This is a genomic window from Streptomyces sp. H51 (genome assembly GCF_035656535.1).
In the GTDB taxonomy this organism is placed as follows: domain Bacteria; phylum Actinomycetota; class Actinomycetes; order Streptomycetales; family Streptomycetaceae; genus Streptomyces.
On the sequence record NZ_JAYMHD010000048.1, the window covers coordinates 147,021 to 162,322 of the forward strand.

General features: G+C 72.7%; 10 protein-coding genes and 1 pseudogene. 4 read left to right on the top strand and 7 right to left on the bottom strand.

Features of this window, described 5'->3' with window-relative positions; genetic code table 11:
* Positions 1-7: 7 nt before the first annotated feature.
* Positions 8-1,168, bottom strand: coding sequence for a homoserine O-acetyltransferase MetX (metX, locus tag VKA29_RS14250; RefSeq protein WP_324786079.1), 1,161 nt, complete (start codon positions 1,166-1,168; stop codon positions 8-10).
* Entirely contained in the window at positions 1,165-2,487 is a 1,323-nt protein-coding gene (locus tag VKA29_RS14255) for a bifunctional o-acetylhomoserine/o-acetylserine sulfhydrylase (protein ID WP_324785883.1), read from the bottom strand. Before VKA29_RS14255 ends, metX begins: the two co-directional genes overlap by 4 nt.
* A gap of 403 nt (positions 2,488-2,890) precedes the next feature.
* On the opposite strand from VKA29_RS14255, the gene VKA29_RS14260 reads away from it, so the two are divergent.
* The gene (locus VKA29_RS14260; RefSeq protein WP_324785885.1) at positions 2,891-3,043 is read left to right on the top strand and encodes a hypothetical protein; all 153 of its coding nucleotides are present in this window, start codon (positions 2,891-2,893) and stop codon (positions 3,041-3,043) included.
* Positions 3,044-3,124: 81 nt separating this feature from the next.
* Here VKA29_RS14260 and VKA29_RS14265 read toward each other — a convergent pair whose 3' ends face one another.
* A complete protein-coding gene (locus VKA29_RS14265) occupies positions 3,125-5,344 on the bottom strand; it encodes an NADP-dependent isocitrate dehydrogenase (RefSeq protein ID WP_324785887.1) in 2,220 nt (739 codons plus the stop codon).
* Between the two features lie 241 nt (positions 5,345-5,585).
* Between VKA29_RS14265 and VKA29_RS14270 the strand changes: the two are divergent.
* A pseudogene (locus tag VKA29_RS14270) lies at positions 5,586-7,153 on the top strand (M1 family metallopeptidase).
* Positions 7,154-7,180: 27 nt separating this feature from the next.
* On the opposite strand, the gene VKA29_RS14275 reads toward VKA29_RS14270, so the two are convergent.
* Together VKA29_RS14275 and VKA29_RS14280 are read right to left on the bottom strand one after the other, a co-directional pair.
* The gene (locus VKA29_RS14275; RefSeq protein ID WP_324786080.1) at positions 7,181-8,275 is read right to left on the bottom strand and encodes a mechanosensitive ion channel family protein; all 1,095 of its coding nucleotides are present in this window, start codon (positions 8,273-8,275) and stop codon (positions 7,181-7,183) included.
* A gap of 193 nt (positions 8,276-8,468) precedes the next feature.
* Positions 8,469-9,368 carry a lysylphosphatidylglycerol synthase domain-containing protein gene (locus VKA29_RS14280; protein WP_324786081.1) on the bottom strand — a complete coding sequence of 300 codons (900 nt, stop codon included), beginning with the start codon at positions 9,366-9,368 and terminating at the stop codon, positions 8,469-8,471.
* Between the two features lie 324 nt (positions 9,369-9,692).
* Between VKA29_RS14280 and VKA29_RS14285 the strand changes: the two genes are divergently transcribed.
* Entirely contained in the window at positions 9,693-11,588 is a 1,896-nt protein-coding gene (locus VKA29_RS14285) for an ABC transporter ATP-binding protein (RefSeq protein ID WP_324786083.1), read from the top strand.
* A gap of 247 nt (positions 11,589-11,835) precedes the next feature.
* Positions 11,836-13,038 (top strand): oxygenase MpaB family protein, encoded by a 1,203-nt coding sequence (locus VKA29_RS14290; protein WP_324785888.1) that lies wholly within the window; start codon positions 11,836-11,838, stop codon positions 13,036-13,038.
* A gap of 61 nt (positions 13,039-13,099) precedes the next feature.
* On the opposite strand, the gene VKA29_RS14295 is transcribed toward VKA29_RS14290, so the two are convergent.
* Positions 13,100-14,296, bottom strand: a complete 1,197-nt coding sequence (locus tag VKA29_RS14295) for a TetR/AcrR family transcriptional regulator (protein ID WP_324785889.1) — start codon at positions 14,294-14,296, stop codon at positions 13,100-13,102.
* Positions 14,297-14,502: 206 nt separating this feature from the next.
* Complete coding sequence (locus VKA29_RS14300) at positions 14,503-15,156, bottom strand: hypothetical protein (RefSeq protein WP_324785890.1); 654 nt, start codon at positions 15,154-15,156, stop codon at positions 14,503-14,505.
* Between the last annotated feature and the right edge of the window lie 146 nt (positions 15,157-15,302).

Genomic DNA, 15,302 nt, shown 5'->3' on the forward strand with positions numbered 1-15,302 from the left:
CGACCGCTCAGCCCTCCTCCGTCAACTCCCGCACCAGCGCGGCGACCTGATCCGTCTCGATCAGGAACCCGTCGTGCCCGTACGGCGACTCGATCACCCTCAGCCGGTCCGCGGACGGGATGTGGGCCGCCAACTCGGCCTGCTGGGTGAGCGGGTAGAGCCGGTCGGAGTCGACGCCCGCCACCAGCGTGCGGGCGGTGACCCGGCGCAGCGCGGCCCGCACGCCGCCGCGGCCGCGCCCGACGTCGTGCGCGTTCATGGCCTGCGTCAGCACCACGTAGCTGCCCGCGTCGAACCGCCGTACCAGCTTGGCGGCATGGTGGTCGAGGTACGACTCGACCTGGTACCGGCCGCCGCCGAACGGGTCCTCGGCGCCCTGCGGCGTACGGCCGAAGCGGAGCTGGAGCTCGGGCTCGCTGCGGTAGGTGACGTGGGCGAGGCGACGCGCGAGGCCGAGCCCGGCGTGCGGGCCGCGCCCGGTGTCGTGGTAGTCGCCGCCCTGCCAGTGCGGGTCGGCCCGGACGGCGTGCAGCTGGACTCCGGCCCAGGCGATCTGCTCCGCGCTCGCCGCCGCCGCCGTGGCGAGCAGCAGCAGCGCGCCGGTGCGCTCCGGGTGCGTGACCGCCCACTCCACGGCCCGCATCCCGCCCATCGAGCCGCCGACGACCAGCGCCCACCGCTCGACGCCGAGCGCGTCGGCCAGCGCGGCCTCGGCGGCGACCTGGTCGCGCTGGGTCAGGAACGGGAAGGCCCCGCCCCAGCTGCGCCGCCCGTCGGGACGCGGCGAGGCCGGTCCGGTACTGCCCTGGCAGCCGCCCAGCACGTTCGGGGCGACGACGAAGAACCGGTCGGTGTCGAGCGGCAGGCCCGGCCCGACCAGCCCCTCCCACCAGCCCGGGGTCGGATGGCCGGGGCCGGCCGGACCGGCGACGTGACTGTCGCCGGTGAGCGCGTGCAGCACCAGCACGGCGTTCGAGCGGTCCGGGGCCGGCCGCCCCCACGTCTCGAACGCGAGCCGTGCGCCCGGCAGTTCACCGCCGGCCTCCAGCGGCAGCGGCCCGTCCAGGACGTGCCACCGGCGCCGCCCCGGCGGGTCCCCCGCCCGCCAGGCCCCGGTGGCCGGCGGGAGAGGGACCGTGGGACGCGGGCCCGCGGGGACGGCGTTCAGGACGCGCCCTTGGCCGCGCGGAAACCGGCATCCAGGTCGGCCTTGAGGTCCTCGAGGTTCTCGATGCCGACCGACAGGCGCACCAGGCCAGGTGCGGCCCCGGTGGCCGCGAGCTGCTCCTCGTCGAGCTGGCTGTGCGTCGTGGACGCCGGGTGGATGATCAGGCTGCGCACGTCGCCGATGTTGGCGAGGTGGCTGAACAGCCGCACCGCGTCCACGAACCGCTTGCCCGCCTCCACGCCGTCCCGCAGCTCGAAGGAGACCACCGCGCCCGCACCGCGCGGCAGGTAGGTCCGTGCCGCCTCGTGCCAGCGGCTGGACGCCAGGCCCGGATAGTGGACGGCGGCGACCTCGTCGCGCTGCTCCAGCCATTCGGCGAGCGCCAGGGCGTTCGCGGAGTGCCGTTCGATGCGCAGGCTCAGCGTCTCCACGCCCTGCAACAGCAGGAAGGCGGAGTGCGGCGACAGGGCCGGACCCAGATCGCGCAGCAGCTGCACCCGCAGCTTGACCGCGAACGCGCCCGGGCCGAGCGCCGGCCAGTACCGCAGCCCGTGGTAGCTGGGGTCGGGCTCGGAGAAGTCGGGGAACCGCTCGGGGTGCGCCCCGAAGTCGAAGGTGCCGCCGTCCACGACCACGCCCGCGATGGTGGTGCCGTGCCCGCCGAGGAACTTGGTCGCCGAGTGCACCACGACGTCCGCGCCGTGCTCGATCGGCCGCAGCAGGTACGGCGTCGGCACCGTGTTGTCCACGATCAGCGGCACGCCCGCCGCGTGGGCGACGTCCGCGACCGCCCGTACGTCGAGCACGTTGCCGCGCGGATTGCCGAGCGTCTCCGCGAACAGCGCCTTGGTGTCCGGCCGGATCGCCGCCCGCCAGGCCTCGACGTCGTCCGGGTCCTCGACGAAGGACACCTCGATGCCGAACCTGGGCAGCGTGTGCCGCAGGAGGTTGTAGGTCCCGCCGTACAGCGAGGCGCTGGAGACGATGTGGTCGCCGGCGCCGGCCACGGTGAGGATCGCCAGGGTCTCCGCGGCCTGCCCCGACGCCAGCGCCACCGCGGCGACACCGCCCTCCAGGGCGGCGATCCGCTGCTCGAAGACGTCCTGGGTGGGGTTGTGGATGCGGGTGTAGATGTTGCCGGGCTCGGCGAGCGAGAACAGATCGGCGGCGTGCCCGGTGTCCCGGAAGACGAACGAGGACGTCTGGTAGATCGGCGTGGCCCGGGCGCCGGTCGCCGGGTCCGGCACGGCCCCGGCGTGGATCTGCTTGGTCTCGAACGACCAGGCCGGGGCTCCGGACTCGGTGGAGGGCTGGCTCATGATGGATGACTCCTGGTGCTGGGTGCTGGGTGCTGGGTGCTGGGTGCTGGGTGCTGGGTGCCGGCGGGACGCGGACCGGGATCCGCGCCCTGACGGGTACGGGGGCGGCCGGACACGGCTGCGGCCGGGCACGGGTACGGGGCAGGGCACGCCGGAGGGCGGGACGAGCGGGGGAGATGTACGGGCCGGGGCGGAGCGTCAGCTCACGGCGCGACAGCCCGTGGTCGTCACGCGCCCGTGGTCGACGTGGCGGCGGCTCACGAGCACGGTCATGCGACGAGGGAAACACACGCGCCCACCGCGGACCAGCCCGGAGCCGCCGCTGACATGTGAATTTCATGAACGGCACACGCCCGTCACGCCGGGCGGCGGAAGACCGCGGTCGGAACCGGTGCCCGGCCTCGTGCCACGACTGTCGTCGTGGGACCCGGGGGAGCTGACCCCGGCGCTGGAGAAGCGGGAGCCGCTGGAGCCGATGATGCGGCGCGGGGAGGTCGCCGTCGCGGGCCGCGCCGGCCGCACCGGCTGTGGGACCGGTGACGGCTCTGCCCGGTGACGGCTCCGCCCCGGCAGGCGGTGGTGGGCCGGCCGGGGCGGAGGTGGGGCGGGGACCCTGGAGGTCAGGGTCCGTCGGGCGTCAGCTCAGGGTCGCCAGCGCCTCGTTCCAGGTGGCGGACGGGCGCATGACCGCGGAGGCCTTGGCCGGGTCCGGCTGGTAGTAGCCGCCGATGTCGGCCGGCTCGCCCTGGACGGCGATCAGCTCGTCGACGATGCGCTGCTCGTTCGCGGCGAGCGTCTCGGCCAGCGGCGCGAAGGCCTTGGCCAGGTCGGCGTCCTCGGTCTGCCCGGCCAGCTCCTGCGCCCAGTACAGGGACAGGTAGAAGTGGCTGCCGCGGTTGTCGATGCCGCCGACGCGACGGGTCGGGGACTTGTCCTCGTCGAGGAAGGTCGCCGTGGCCCGGTCGAGGGTGTCGGCGAGTACCTTCGCGCGGGCGTTGCCGGTGAAGTCGGCGTACTGCTCGAGGGACGGCACCAGGGCGAAGAACTCGCCGAGGGAGTCCCAGCGCAGGTAGTTCTCCTTGACCAGCTGCTGGACGTGCTTGGGCGCGGAACCGCCGGCGCCCGTCTCGAACAGGCCGCCGCCCGCCATCAGCGGGACGACCGACAGCATCTTGGCGCTGGTGCCCAGCTCCAGGATCGGGAACAGGTCGGTCAGGTAGTCGCGCAGCACGTTGCCGGTCACGGAGATGGTGTTCTCGCCGCGGCGGATGCGCTGCACCGACAGCTTGGTCGCCTCGACCGGGTTCAGGACGCGGATGTCCAGGCCCTCGGTGTCGTGCTCCGGGAGGTACTGGTTGACCTTGGCGATCAGGTTGGCGTCGTGGGCGCGGTTCTCGTCCAGCCAGAACACCGCCGGGTCGCCGGTGGCGCGGGCGCGGGTGACGGCCAGCTTGACCCAGTCCCGGATCGGGGCGTCCTTGGTCTGGCAGGCGCGGAAGATGTCGCCGGCGGAGACGGTCTGCTCCAGGACGACGTCGCCGTTGCCGTCGACCAGGCGGACCGTGCCCGTGGTGGGGATCTCGAAGGTCTTGTCGTGGGAGCCGTACTCCTCGGCCTTCTGCGCCATCAGGCCGACGTTGGGCACCGAGCCCATGGTCGACGGGTCGTAGGCGCCGTGGGCGCGGCAGTCGTCGATCACGGCCTGGTAGACGCCGGAGTAGGAGGAGTCCGGCAGGACCGCGAGGGTGTCGTGCTCCTGGCCGTCCGGGCCCCACATGTGGCCGGAGGTGCGGATCATGGCCGGCATGGAGGCGTCCACGATCACGTCGGACGGCACGTGCAGGTTGGTGATGCCCTTGTCGGAGTCGACCATCGCGAGTTCCGGGCCCTCGGCGATCTCGGCGTCGAAGGAGGCCTTGATCTCGGCGCCCTCGGGCAGGGCCTGAAGGCCCTTGAGGATGCCGCCCAGGCCGTCGTTCGGGGTCAGGCCGGCCGCGGCGAGCGTCTCGCCGTACTTCGCGAACGTCTTCGGGAAGAAGGCCCGCACCACGTGACCGAAGATGATCGGGTCGGAGACCTTCATCATCGTCGCCTTCAGGTGCACCGAGAACAGGACGCCCTCCTGCTTGGCGCGGGCGACCTGCGCGGTGAGGAACTCGCGCAGCGCGGCGACGCGCATCACGGAGGCGTCGACGACCTCGCCTTCGAGCACGGGTACGGACTCGCGCAGCACGGTGGTCGTGCCGTCGTCGCCGACCAGCTCGATGCGCAGCGAACCGGCCTCGGAGATCACCGCGGACTTCTCGGTGGAGCAGAAGTCGTTCTCACCCATGGTGGCGACGTTCGTCCTGGACTCCGCCGACCAGGCGCCCATGCGGTGCGGGTGGGTCTTGGCGTAGTTCTTGACCGAGGCGGGAGCGCGGCGGTCGGAGTTGCCCTCACGCAGGACCGGGTTGACGGCGGAGCCCTTGATCTTGTCGTAGCGGGCCTGGATCTCCCGCTCCTCGTCGGTCTTCGGGTCGTCCGGGTAGTCCGGCAGCGCGTAGCCCTTGCCCTGCAGCTCCGCGATCGCGGCCCGCAGCTGCGGGATCGACGCCGAGACGTTCGGCAGCTTGACGATGTTGGCCTCGGGCTTCTTGGCCAGCTCGCCCAGCTCGTGCAGGGCGTCCGGGATGCGCTGGTCCTCGGTCAGGTACTCCGGGAACACGGCGATGATGCGTCCGGCCAGCGAGATGTCGCGGGTCTCCACGGCGACACCCGCCTGCGAGGCGTAGGCCTGGACCACCGGCAGGAAGGAATACGTCGCCAGGGCCGGGGCCTCGTCAGTGTGCGTATAGATGATGGTCGAGTCAGTCACCGGGTGCTCCGCTCCACGTCTGCAACATTGCTCGACATCAAGATATCTCGTGAGGGGGGCCTCCTCGACAGCGGCCCTCGGTCACTTTTCACGCCACCCGGCCGACGTTCGGGCCACGCGCCCGCAGACGTCCGCCCGGGCGCAACCGAGAGGCCGCTCGCGGGGTCCTGGAAAGAGATCGTGCATCTGATCGTCGACGCGGCCGGAACCGACCACCCGGCCGCCCGAACGAAAGCCGACCATGAGATATCGCACCAGAGTGACGGGCCCGGCCGCCCTGCTCGGCACCGCCACGGCACTGACCGTCGGCGCGTCGGCGCAGGCGGCGGAGGCCGCCACCCCGGCCCCCGGAACCCTCGACGACACCGCGACCCCGGGCCCCGGAACCCTCGACGACACCGTCTTCCCCGCCCTCGGCAACGACGGCCACCGCGTCTCCCACTACCGCCTCGACCTCGCCTACGACGCCACGACCAGGCTCGTCGAGGCCACCGCGACCTTACGCGTCCGCACCACCCGGGCCCTGACCCGGCTCTCCCTGGACGCCCTCGGCCTGGACATACACGCCGTCCGCGTCGACGGCGACGCCGCCGCCTTCGAGCAGGCGGGCGAGAAGCTGCGCGTCACGCCCGCCGCCCCGCTGCCCGCGCGGGCAGCGGGGCGGCGGTCCGCGTCGACTACACGGCCGACCCCGGCCGCACCCTGTCGCACACGGCCTGGGTCGGCACCCCCGACGGCTTCGCCGTCTGCCCGCAGCCGGACTCGGCGCACACCGTCTTCCCGTGCAACGACCACCCCTCGGACAAGGCCCGCTTCACCGTCCGCATCACGGTCCCGGACGGCCTGCGCGGCGTGGCGAACGGCCTGCTCACCGGCGTGGAGACGCTCTCCGGCGGCCGGACGGCGTACACGTACCGCTCCCGCGGGCCGATGGCCACCGAACTGGTGCAGATCACGGTCGGCGACTACCTCGTCAAGGACCGCCGGGGCCCGCACGGGCTGCCGCTGCGCGACGTCGTGCCGGCCGCCCGCGCCGCCGCCCTGGAACCGGCGCTGGCGCTGACCCCGGACCTGGTGGGCTGGCTGGAGGCGCGGCTGGGCGCCTACCCGTTCGAGACGTACGGTCTGCTGCCCGCGAACACCGACGCCCCGAACGCCTTCGGCTTCACCGGCCTGGAGACCCAGACCCTCACCCTGTACAAGCCGAACTTCCTGCTCCAGGAGGAGAGGAAGATCGGCTCGCACATGATGCACGAGCTGGTCCACTCCTACTTCGGCAACAGCGTCTCGCCCGCCACCTGGGCCGACCTGTGGCTGAACGAGGGCCACGCCGACTTCTACGGGCTGCTGTATCGCTACGAGCGCGGCTGGGCCGACTCCCTCGGGCTGACCAGCCTCGAGGCCCGCATGAAGGACACCTACGCCCGCGGCGACCAGTGGCGCGCCGACTCCGGCCCGGTGGCCGCGCCGAACGCGGTCAACCTGTTCGACAGCCAGCGCTACCTGGGCGGCGTCCTGGTCCTGTACGCCCTGCGCCGACTGGTCGGCGAGGACGCCTTCGACGCCCTGGAACGCGCCTTCCTCGACCGCCACCGCAACTCCGCGGCGACGACGGAGGACTACATCGCCGTCGCCTCGGAGGTGTCGGGCCAGGACGTGTCCGGCTTCCTGCGGGAGTGGCTGTACGGCACGAAGACGCCGCGGATGCACGGCCACCCGGACTGGACGGTCAACCCGGTGGGCTCGTCCCTCGTCGCCCCGCACAGCCGCAGGGGCGGGCACCGCCACGAGAACTCGGCGACCCTGTGAGCCGCCGGAGCCGCTGACCCGGCCGGCCTACTCGAGGCGGGCGGCGTTCACGTCGCCCGCCTCCGTGTGGACGCGCTGCTGCGGGATCGCCACCGAGCCATGCTGCAACGCCACCGTGCGCGCCGGCGCCGGGATGCTGATGCCCTCGGCCCGGTAGCGCCGGTGCAGCCGCTTGATGAACTCGTGCTTGATCCGGTACTGGTCGCTGAACTCGCCCACGCCCAGGATGACCGTGAAGCCGATCCGGGAGTCGCCGAAGGTGTGGAACCGGATCGTCGGCTCGTGCTCGGGGACGGCGCCGGCGATCTCGGTCATCACCTCGGCGATGACCTCGTTGGTCACCCGCTCGACGTGGTCGAGGTCGCTGTCGTAGGCGACGCCCACCTGCACCAGGATCGTCAACTGCTGCTCGGGGCGGGTGAAGTTGGTCATGTTCGTCTTCGCCAGCTGGCCGTTGGGGATGACCACCAGGTTGTTGGAGAGCTGACGGACGGTCGTCTGACGCCAGTTGATGTCGACGACGTACCCCTCCTCGCCGCTGCTGAGCCGGATGTAGTCGCCGGGCTGCACGGTCTTGGAGGCGAGGATGTGGATGCCCGCGAAGAGGTTGGCGAGGGTGTCCTGCAGCGCCAGCGCGACCGCCAGACCGCCCACGCCCAGTGCGGTGAGCATCGGCGCTATGGAGATGCCCAGCGTCTGCAGCACCACCAGGAAGCCGATCGCCAGCACCAGCACCCGGGTGATGTTGACGAAGATCGTCGCGGATCCGGCGACGCCGGAGCGGGACTGGGTGACCGTCCGCACCAGACCGGCGATGACCCGGGCCGCCGTCAGCGTCACGACGAAGATGAGGATCACGGTCAGGACCTGGTTGAGGTGGTGCTGGACCGCCTTCGTCAGCGGCAGCACCCCGCCCGCGGCGGCCGCCCCGCCGACGATCGCCGACCACGGCACCACCGTGCGCAGCGCGTCCACGATGACGTCGTCGCCGCTCCAGCGGGTCCGGTCGGCGTGCTTGCCCAGCCAGCGCATCAGCATGCGCAGCAGGAAGGCCGCCAACAGGCCTGCGGCCAGCGCGATTCCGGCGAGGACCAGGTCGTCGACGGTGAGCGTCCGGGTCAGCACGGTGAGCGTTCGGGTCACCGGTCACCTCCGGGGAGCGGTTCTGCGGCGGGCGCCGCCGCGGAAGGCCGGATGTGAAGTGTCGTCACGTTGTTGCCACCTGCTCGGTCTCGGGATGTGCGACCCCTCATCCTGCCGTATCCGGCAGGGCGGTTCGCCTAGGCCCGAGACCGCGCGGTGGTGTGCGGGGACGTCAGATGACCTTCATGCGCACCAGCGCGCCCAACGTCAGCGCCCCGGGCAGCAGCGGCAGCCAGACGGTGATGACGCGGTAGGCGACGACGACCGCCGTGGCCACGGCGGCCGGGCCGCCCGCCGCGACCAGCGCCAGCACCAGCGCGGCCTCCACCGAGCCCACCCCGCCCGGCGTCGGCACCAGGGCCACCGCGACGGTCGCCGCGAGGTACGCCACCGCCGTGTGCACGGCGGGCACCGGCAGTTCCAGCGCGCGGCCGACCAGGGCCAGCCCGGCCGCCTGCAGCGCGGGGAAGGCGAGCGCGCCGCCCCACAGGGCGAGGGCGCGGGACGGGCGGGCGTGCACCGAGCGCAGTTCGCCCAGCGCGGTGCGCAGGAAGGACGCCACGGCCGTCCGCAGCCGCCGTACCCCCGCCAGGACCGCCGCGGCCGCGGTCACCACCGCGCCGGCCGCGTACAGCAGGGGGCCCATCGCGTCGTGCGGGAGCAGGGGGCCGAGGCGCAGCGCGCCCGGGAAGGCGAGCAGCAGGCCGGCCAGCAGGGCGAGCCGGGTGACCGACTCCGCCAGCAGGTACAGCGCGAGCGCGGCGGAGGAGCGGGCGAGCGGGATCCCGCAGACGGTCATGAAGCGCAGGTTGACCGCGCTCGCGCCGAGGCCGGTGGGCAGCAGGTGGTTGGCCGCGCCCGCGGCGAACTGGGCGGCGAGCAGCCGCCGTCGGGGCAGCCGCTCCACGACCGCGCCCTGCCGGGTGAAGGCGGCCGCCACCCAGGTCAGACAGGTCGCGCCGCTCGCGGCCAGCAGCCACGGCCACTCCGCCGCGCGCAGCCGGGAGAAGCCGTCGGCCAGGACCCCGTGGTGCCGTACGGCGACGACGGTGACCAGCAGCAACGGCACCAGGCACAGGATCCGGCGGACCGGGACCCGCCGGGGGAGACGTCCTCGGGAGGGCCGTCCTTGGGGGAGACGGTCTTGGGGGAGGCGTCCCTGGTCGAGCGGTGCTTCGGGGAGGTGTACCGCGGTCACATCGGACGAGGGTGCCCGCTCACCGCCAACCGCGGGTTGCGGGATCGCGGACGGCTGCTTACGGACGGGCAGCGGGTGGGGAGACGGAGCCATGGGGTCCTTCGGCGAGGGGACGGTGCGAGGGGGCGGAGCGGGGGACGAAGCGGGGGGAGTGTTGACCTCGACAACGATCGAGGTTCTACCTTCTCTCCCATGAGCATGGAGACCACGGCGTGGACACAGCTGCACAGTGTCATGAACGCCCAGCAGGAGCGTCGGCCCCTCGCGCGTGCCACGCTGCGCCGTATCGGCGCGTTCGCCCGCCCGCACCGCGCCCGCATCGCGCTGTTCGTACTGCTCGGAGTCGTGACGGCGCTGCTCGCCGTCGCCACCCCCGTGCTGGCCGGGCGCGTGGTGAACGCGATCGTGTCGGGCGGCGACGAGGGCACGGTCGTACGCCTGGCCCTGCTCATCGCGCTCATCGCGCTCGCCGAGGCGGCGCTCGGCGTCCTCGGCCGCCGGCTGTCGTCGACGCTCGGGGAGGGCCTGATCCTCGATCTGCGGACGGCCGTGTTCGATCACGTGCAGCGGATGCCGGTCGCGTTCTTCACCCGTACCCGTACGGGCGCGCTGGTCTCCCGGCTCAACAACGACGTGATCGGCGCGCAGCGGGCGTTCAGCAACACGCTGTCGGGCGTGGTGAGCAACGTGGTCACGCTGGTGCTCACGCTCGCCGTGATGCTCACCCTCTCCTGGCAGATCACGCTGCTCGCGCTGGTGCTGCTGCCGGTGTTCGTCGTCCCGGCCCGGCGGATGGGCAGCCGGATGGCCCGCATGCAGCGCGAGGCGGCGACGCTGAACGCGGCGATGGGCACCCGTATGACCGAGCGCTTCTCGGCGCCCGGCGCCACGCTGGTCAAACTGTTCGGGCGCCCGGACGAGGAGTCGCGGGAGTTCGCCGAGCGGGCCCGCCGGGTCGCGGACATCGGCGTGCGCACCGCCACGGCCCAGTCGGTCTTCATGACGGCGCTGACCCTCGTCTCCTCCCTGGCCCTCGCCCTCGTGTACGGCCTCGGCGGCTGGTTCGCCCTGCGCGGCAGCCTGGAGCCGGGCGCCGTGGTGTCGCTGGCGCTGCTGCTGACCCGCATGTACGCGCCGCTGACCGCGCTGGCCGGCGCCCGGGTGGAGGTGATGAGCGCCCTCGTCAGCTTCGAGCGCGTCTTCGAGGTGCTGGACCTGAAGCCGCTCATCGAGGAGCGGCCCGACGCGCGCGCCGTCCCCGAGGGCCCGGTCGCCGTCGAGTTCGACGACGTCCGCTTCGCCTACCCGTCGGCCGACAAGGTCTCCCTGGCCTCCCTGGAGGAGGTGGCGTCCCTGGACACCCGGGGCGGCGCCGAGGTCCTGCACGGCGTCTCCTTCCGCGCCGAGCCCGGACAGACCGTCGCGCTCGTCGGCTCCTCCGGGGCGGGCAAGTCCACCATCGCCGCCCTGCTGCCGCGCCTGTACGACGTCGACGAGGGCGCCGTGCGCATCGGCGGCGTCGACGTCCGCGAGCTGAGCGCCGCCTCCCTGCGGGCCACCCTCGGCATGGTCACCCAGGACGGCCACCTCTTCCACGACACCGTCCGCGCCAACCTGCTGCTGGCCCGCCCCGGGGCGGCCGAGCCCGAACTGTGGGACGCGCTGCGCCGCGCCCGCCTCGACGACCTCGTACGGTCCCTGCCCGACGGCCTCGACACCGTCGTCGGCGAACGCGGCTACCGGCTCTCCGGCGGCGAGCGCCAGCGCATGACCATCGCCCGGCTGCTGCTGGCCCGTCAGCGCGTCGTGGTCCTGGACGAGGCCACCGCGCACCTGGACAACACCTCGGAGGCCGCCGTCCAGGAGGCGCTCACCGAGGCGCTGGAGGGCAGGACGGCGGTGGTCATCGCCCACCGGCTGTCCACCGTCCGGTCGGCGGACCTCATCCTGGTCGTCGAGGACGGCCGCGTCGTGGAACGCGGCACCCACGAGGAACTGCTGGCGGCGGGCGGGCGGTACGCGGAGCTGTACCGGACGCAGTTCGAGCGGGTGGACGGGCAGGCGGAGGTGGCGGCGGGGGACGCCGTGGTGTGAGGGGCGTGGCGGGCCCCGTGGCCCGCCACCGCCCAGGACCGACGCTTCGTCGAACCTGCTGCGCCGCAGCGGCGTGAGACCGCTGTGAGGGTGGGCTGTGCCGAACCATTGCCGACGGCAACGCGCCTCGCTATGTTAATCAGAAATCACATCAGTGAGGCGACGTTCGTCATGCACCAGTCGCGCAATTCGCCAGTCAGCGGCGGCACTTGAAATCCTCTGGCCCATCAGGGAAGCAGGTAAGTCAATGGAGAACCTCAGTAGGCGAAGGCTTCTGTCGCTCGGTGCCGCACTCGGCCTGGTGGGCGTGGCGAGCTCCGCCCCGGCGTGGGCGTCGGCAGGCTCGGCGACGGCGGACGCCGCTGCCGGAACCGGTCCGCAGTGGATCTGGGACGACCTGGCGGACCCGCTGATGGCGTCGATGCTCGACAACGGACACGTTCCGGCGATCAACACCGCCTGGGCGTCGTGGGTGAACAACAACGACCCGCTGCCCGGCGGCCTGCCCGCCGAGTTCGCCGCATACCTCGGTCAGGTCGACAAGCTGCCCTCCTGGGCCGACCGGGCCAAGCTGACCCGTGCCGCCGACTTCAACCGGCGCCGGGACACGTACCTCTTCATGCTGTACGGCCTCGGCAGCGGGATCATGAGCACCGTGATCCCGCGCGAGGCCAGGAGCGTCTACTGGTCCGCGGGCGGCGCCGACATGCAGGACCGCGCGGCCAAGACGTTCACCTTCGGATACGACCTGTCCCAGCTGGGAGCCTTCGAGCCGACCGGACAGTTCGTCGTCACCGCCAACAAGACGCGCGTGGTGCACGCCGCGGTGCGGCACCTGCTGCCGCAGTCGCCGCACTGGCGGGCGGTCGCCGACCAGTCCGTCCCGATCAGCGCCGCCGACATCCTGGTCACCTTCCACAGCCTGGGCACCTACGTGCACCGGAAGCTGCTCGAGTGGAAGGTCCCGTTCCCGGCCGCGGACCAGGAGGCGTTCCTGCACTCCTGGCAGGTCGCCATCCACCTGCTCGGCGTGCCGGACGAGTACATCCCGCAGACGTGGGCGGAGGCCGACAAGCAGTCGGCGCAGGTGCTCACCCCGATCCTCACCCCGACGACCGAGGGCATCGAACTGGCCGAGGACCTGCTCGGCCTGACCGCACAGATCGACCTCGGCGTCACGCGCGGCTTCCTGAACGAGTTCGTGCGCTACGTCCTCAGCGACGAGGTCGGGGACTGGCTGGGACTGAAGCGCGACTACGCGGCGGCGGCCCTGGTCCGCACCGCGTGGCCGGCGTACATCCTGTTCCGTGAGGGGCTGTCGCCGGTCGTGCCCGCCACCTTCTACATGGTCGACCAGTTCGTGCGCGCCCTGGCCATGCTGTTCCTCAACAGGGGCAGCTCCGGGACCAGCACCCCGATCACGATCCCCACCGGGAACCGGCCGGACTGAGCCGCCGGTCCGACACCGCCGCTGCCCGCCCCACGGCAGCCGGGCCGGGGGCGGGCGCCGTTCACAGCCCCAGGGCGCCCACGACCAGCGCGGTCACGGCCGCACGATGGTCAGCGCTGTCCCGCCACCGCAGTCTGCGTCCCGCCTCGACCACCACGCCGAACCCCGCGTGCACCAGCACCCGGGCCCGGCTCGGGTCCAGCTCGGGACGGGCCAGCCGCAACTGCTGCTCCCACACGGCGATGTGTTCGCGCTGCGCGAGGACCAGCGGCCGCCGCAGGTCGTCCGGCAGGCCGGCGACCTCGGCCTCGGCGACGCTGTTCAGCTCGGTGTACTCGAAGCTGTAGGCCACGTACGTCGCCGCCAGCGCGACGACGGCGTCGTGCGGGTCGGTCACCTCGCGCAGACTCCGCTCCACCCCCTGGGCCAGCAGTCCCGCCGCCTGGAGGCATGCCGCCGCCAGGATGTCGATCTTGCCCGGGTAGTGGCGGTAGAGCGCGGACGGGGTCAGCCCCACCGCCTCCGCGATCTGTCCGTTCGTGACGTTGGCGAATCCGTCCCGGGCGAACAGCGGGATGGCCGCCGCGAGTATCTCCGAACGCCGGGTGCGCGGCACGGGCCGGGCGGGCAGCTCGACGGGGTGCGCGCCCGGCCGGCCCGCCGACGGATCGGTCGCGGCCACCCGCAGCGCGGATGCCAGCAGCAGGTCCTCGGCCCGGCGCTGGGCGATGGAGGTGTGGTGCATCGTGATGGACCCGATCGCGCCGAGGGCCGCCATGGCCCGCAGGCGCTCGTCGGGCAGTGGGTACTCGCGCTGCACCGCCTCGTCGACCCGCTCGACGAGGCGGCCGAACGTCACCCCGAGGCGTCGGCGGTCCTCGCGGTTGAGGTAGCGGGCCTCCCACCGGTACACGCCGCCCGACGCGCGCTGGGCGATGGTGACCCGGGCCACGGCGGTGAGCACGTCCGGCAGGGCCGCCCCGGGCGGCACCTCGTCGAGCGCGGCGACCAGCCTGTCCGCCATGACGTGGGCGCACTCGGCGAACAGCGCGTACTTGTTCGGGAAATGCCGGTACAGAGCGGCCGCGGTGATACCCACACCGGACGCGACCTCCTCCATGGACGCCTTGTGGTAGCCGCGCTCGCTGAAGACCCGCCCGGCCGCGTCGACGATGAGCTGCTTGCGGTTGCGGGGCCGAGTGGCGGTGACCGGATCGGCGGCCGCGGCCGATCGGGCGGATGGGGAGGCGGGAGCCATGCGGATCAGTCAATCACACGCCGCCGGAGGGGCCGGCTCCCTCGGGGCGCGGACCGTACGGCGGGGAGCGCGGGGAGCGCGGAGACCTCTGGGAGCCGGAGGCAGCGGCGCGGAACGCGGCGCGGGGGACACCTGAGGCGGTCCGCACCGGCCGGAACCGTACCGGTGCGGGCCGCCTCTCAGCCCTGGCGTTCAGCCGTGGCGCTTCACTTCTCCAGGTCGGCGCGCATCGCGACGATCAGCTTCTCGGCCTCGGGAACGGTGCTGTTGGGGAAGTGGACCACGCCGGCGGTCGTGTCGTCGGCCCAGCCGCAGACGACGTCGCCGTCCTCGACGAAGGAGGCCAGCATGCACTCCACCGAGCCGCCGAGCGGGTCGGTGGTGCTGATCGGCTGGGCCTGCGGCGGGGTGCCCTCCCACTTGAGGTAGTCCAGCATGCCCCGGAACAGGTACTCCCGGCGCTTGCTGGTGTCCTCCGGGACGTTGTCCACGGCGACGACGAGCACGTTCGCCTGCCGGCCCTGCGAGTCCTTGCGCAGGTACTTCTGCTCCACCATGTTCATGTTGTCGCGCACGTCACCGGGATCGACGGGGACATCCGTGAGCTGCGCCTTGCCGGTCGCCTTGGGCAGACCGCCCGCCCGCGGCGCGTCGACGACGCGCCGTGCCGAGGAGGGAGAGCCGTCCTGGGACGGGGGCGCGTCGGGCGCGGGCGACCGGTCGTCCGACGGCTTGGACGCGGCCGGCGAAGCACCCGCGGTGAGGCTGGGGTCGGCCTCGACGTCGTTGGGCTGGCAGCCGGTGAGCAGGGCCGCGCCGATGGCGGCCACAGCGATGACGGGAACGCGTCGGACGCGCATGGATGACTCCCCCGTGAGGACCGAAGTCCTCGTCGTTCGAATGGATTTCATGGACTTTCCGTAGATCGTCCGGACTCGGTTGACTGGACGACCCGGTGGGCATGGATGGTTCCGGGACATGTGATGTCGCTGCTGTTCCGCGACGC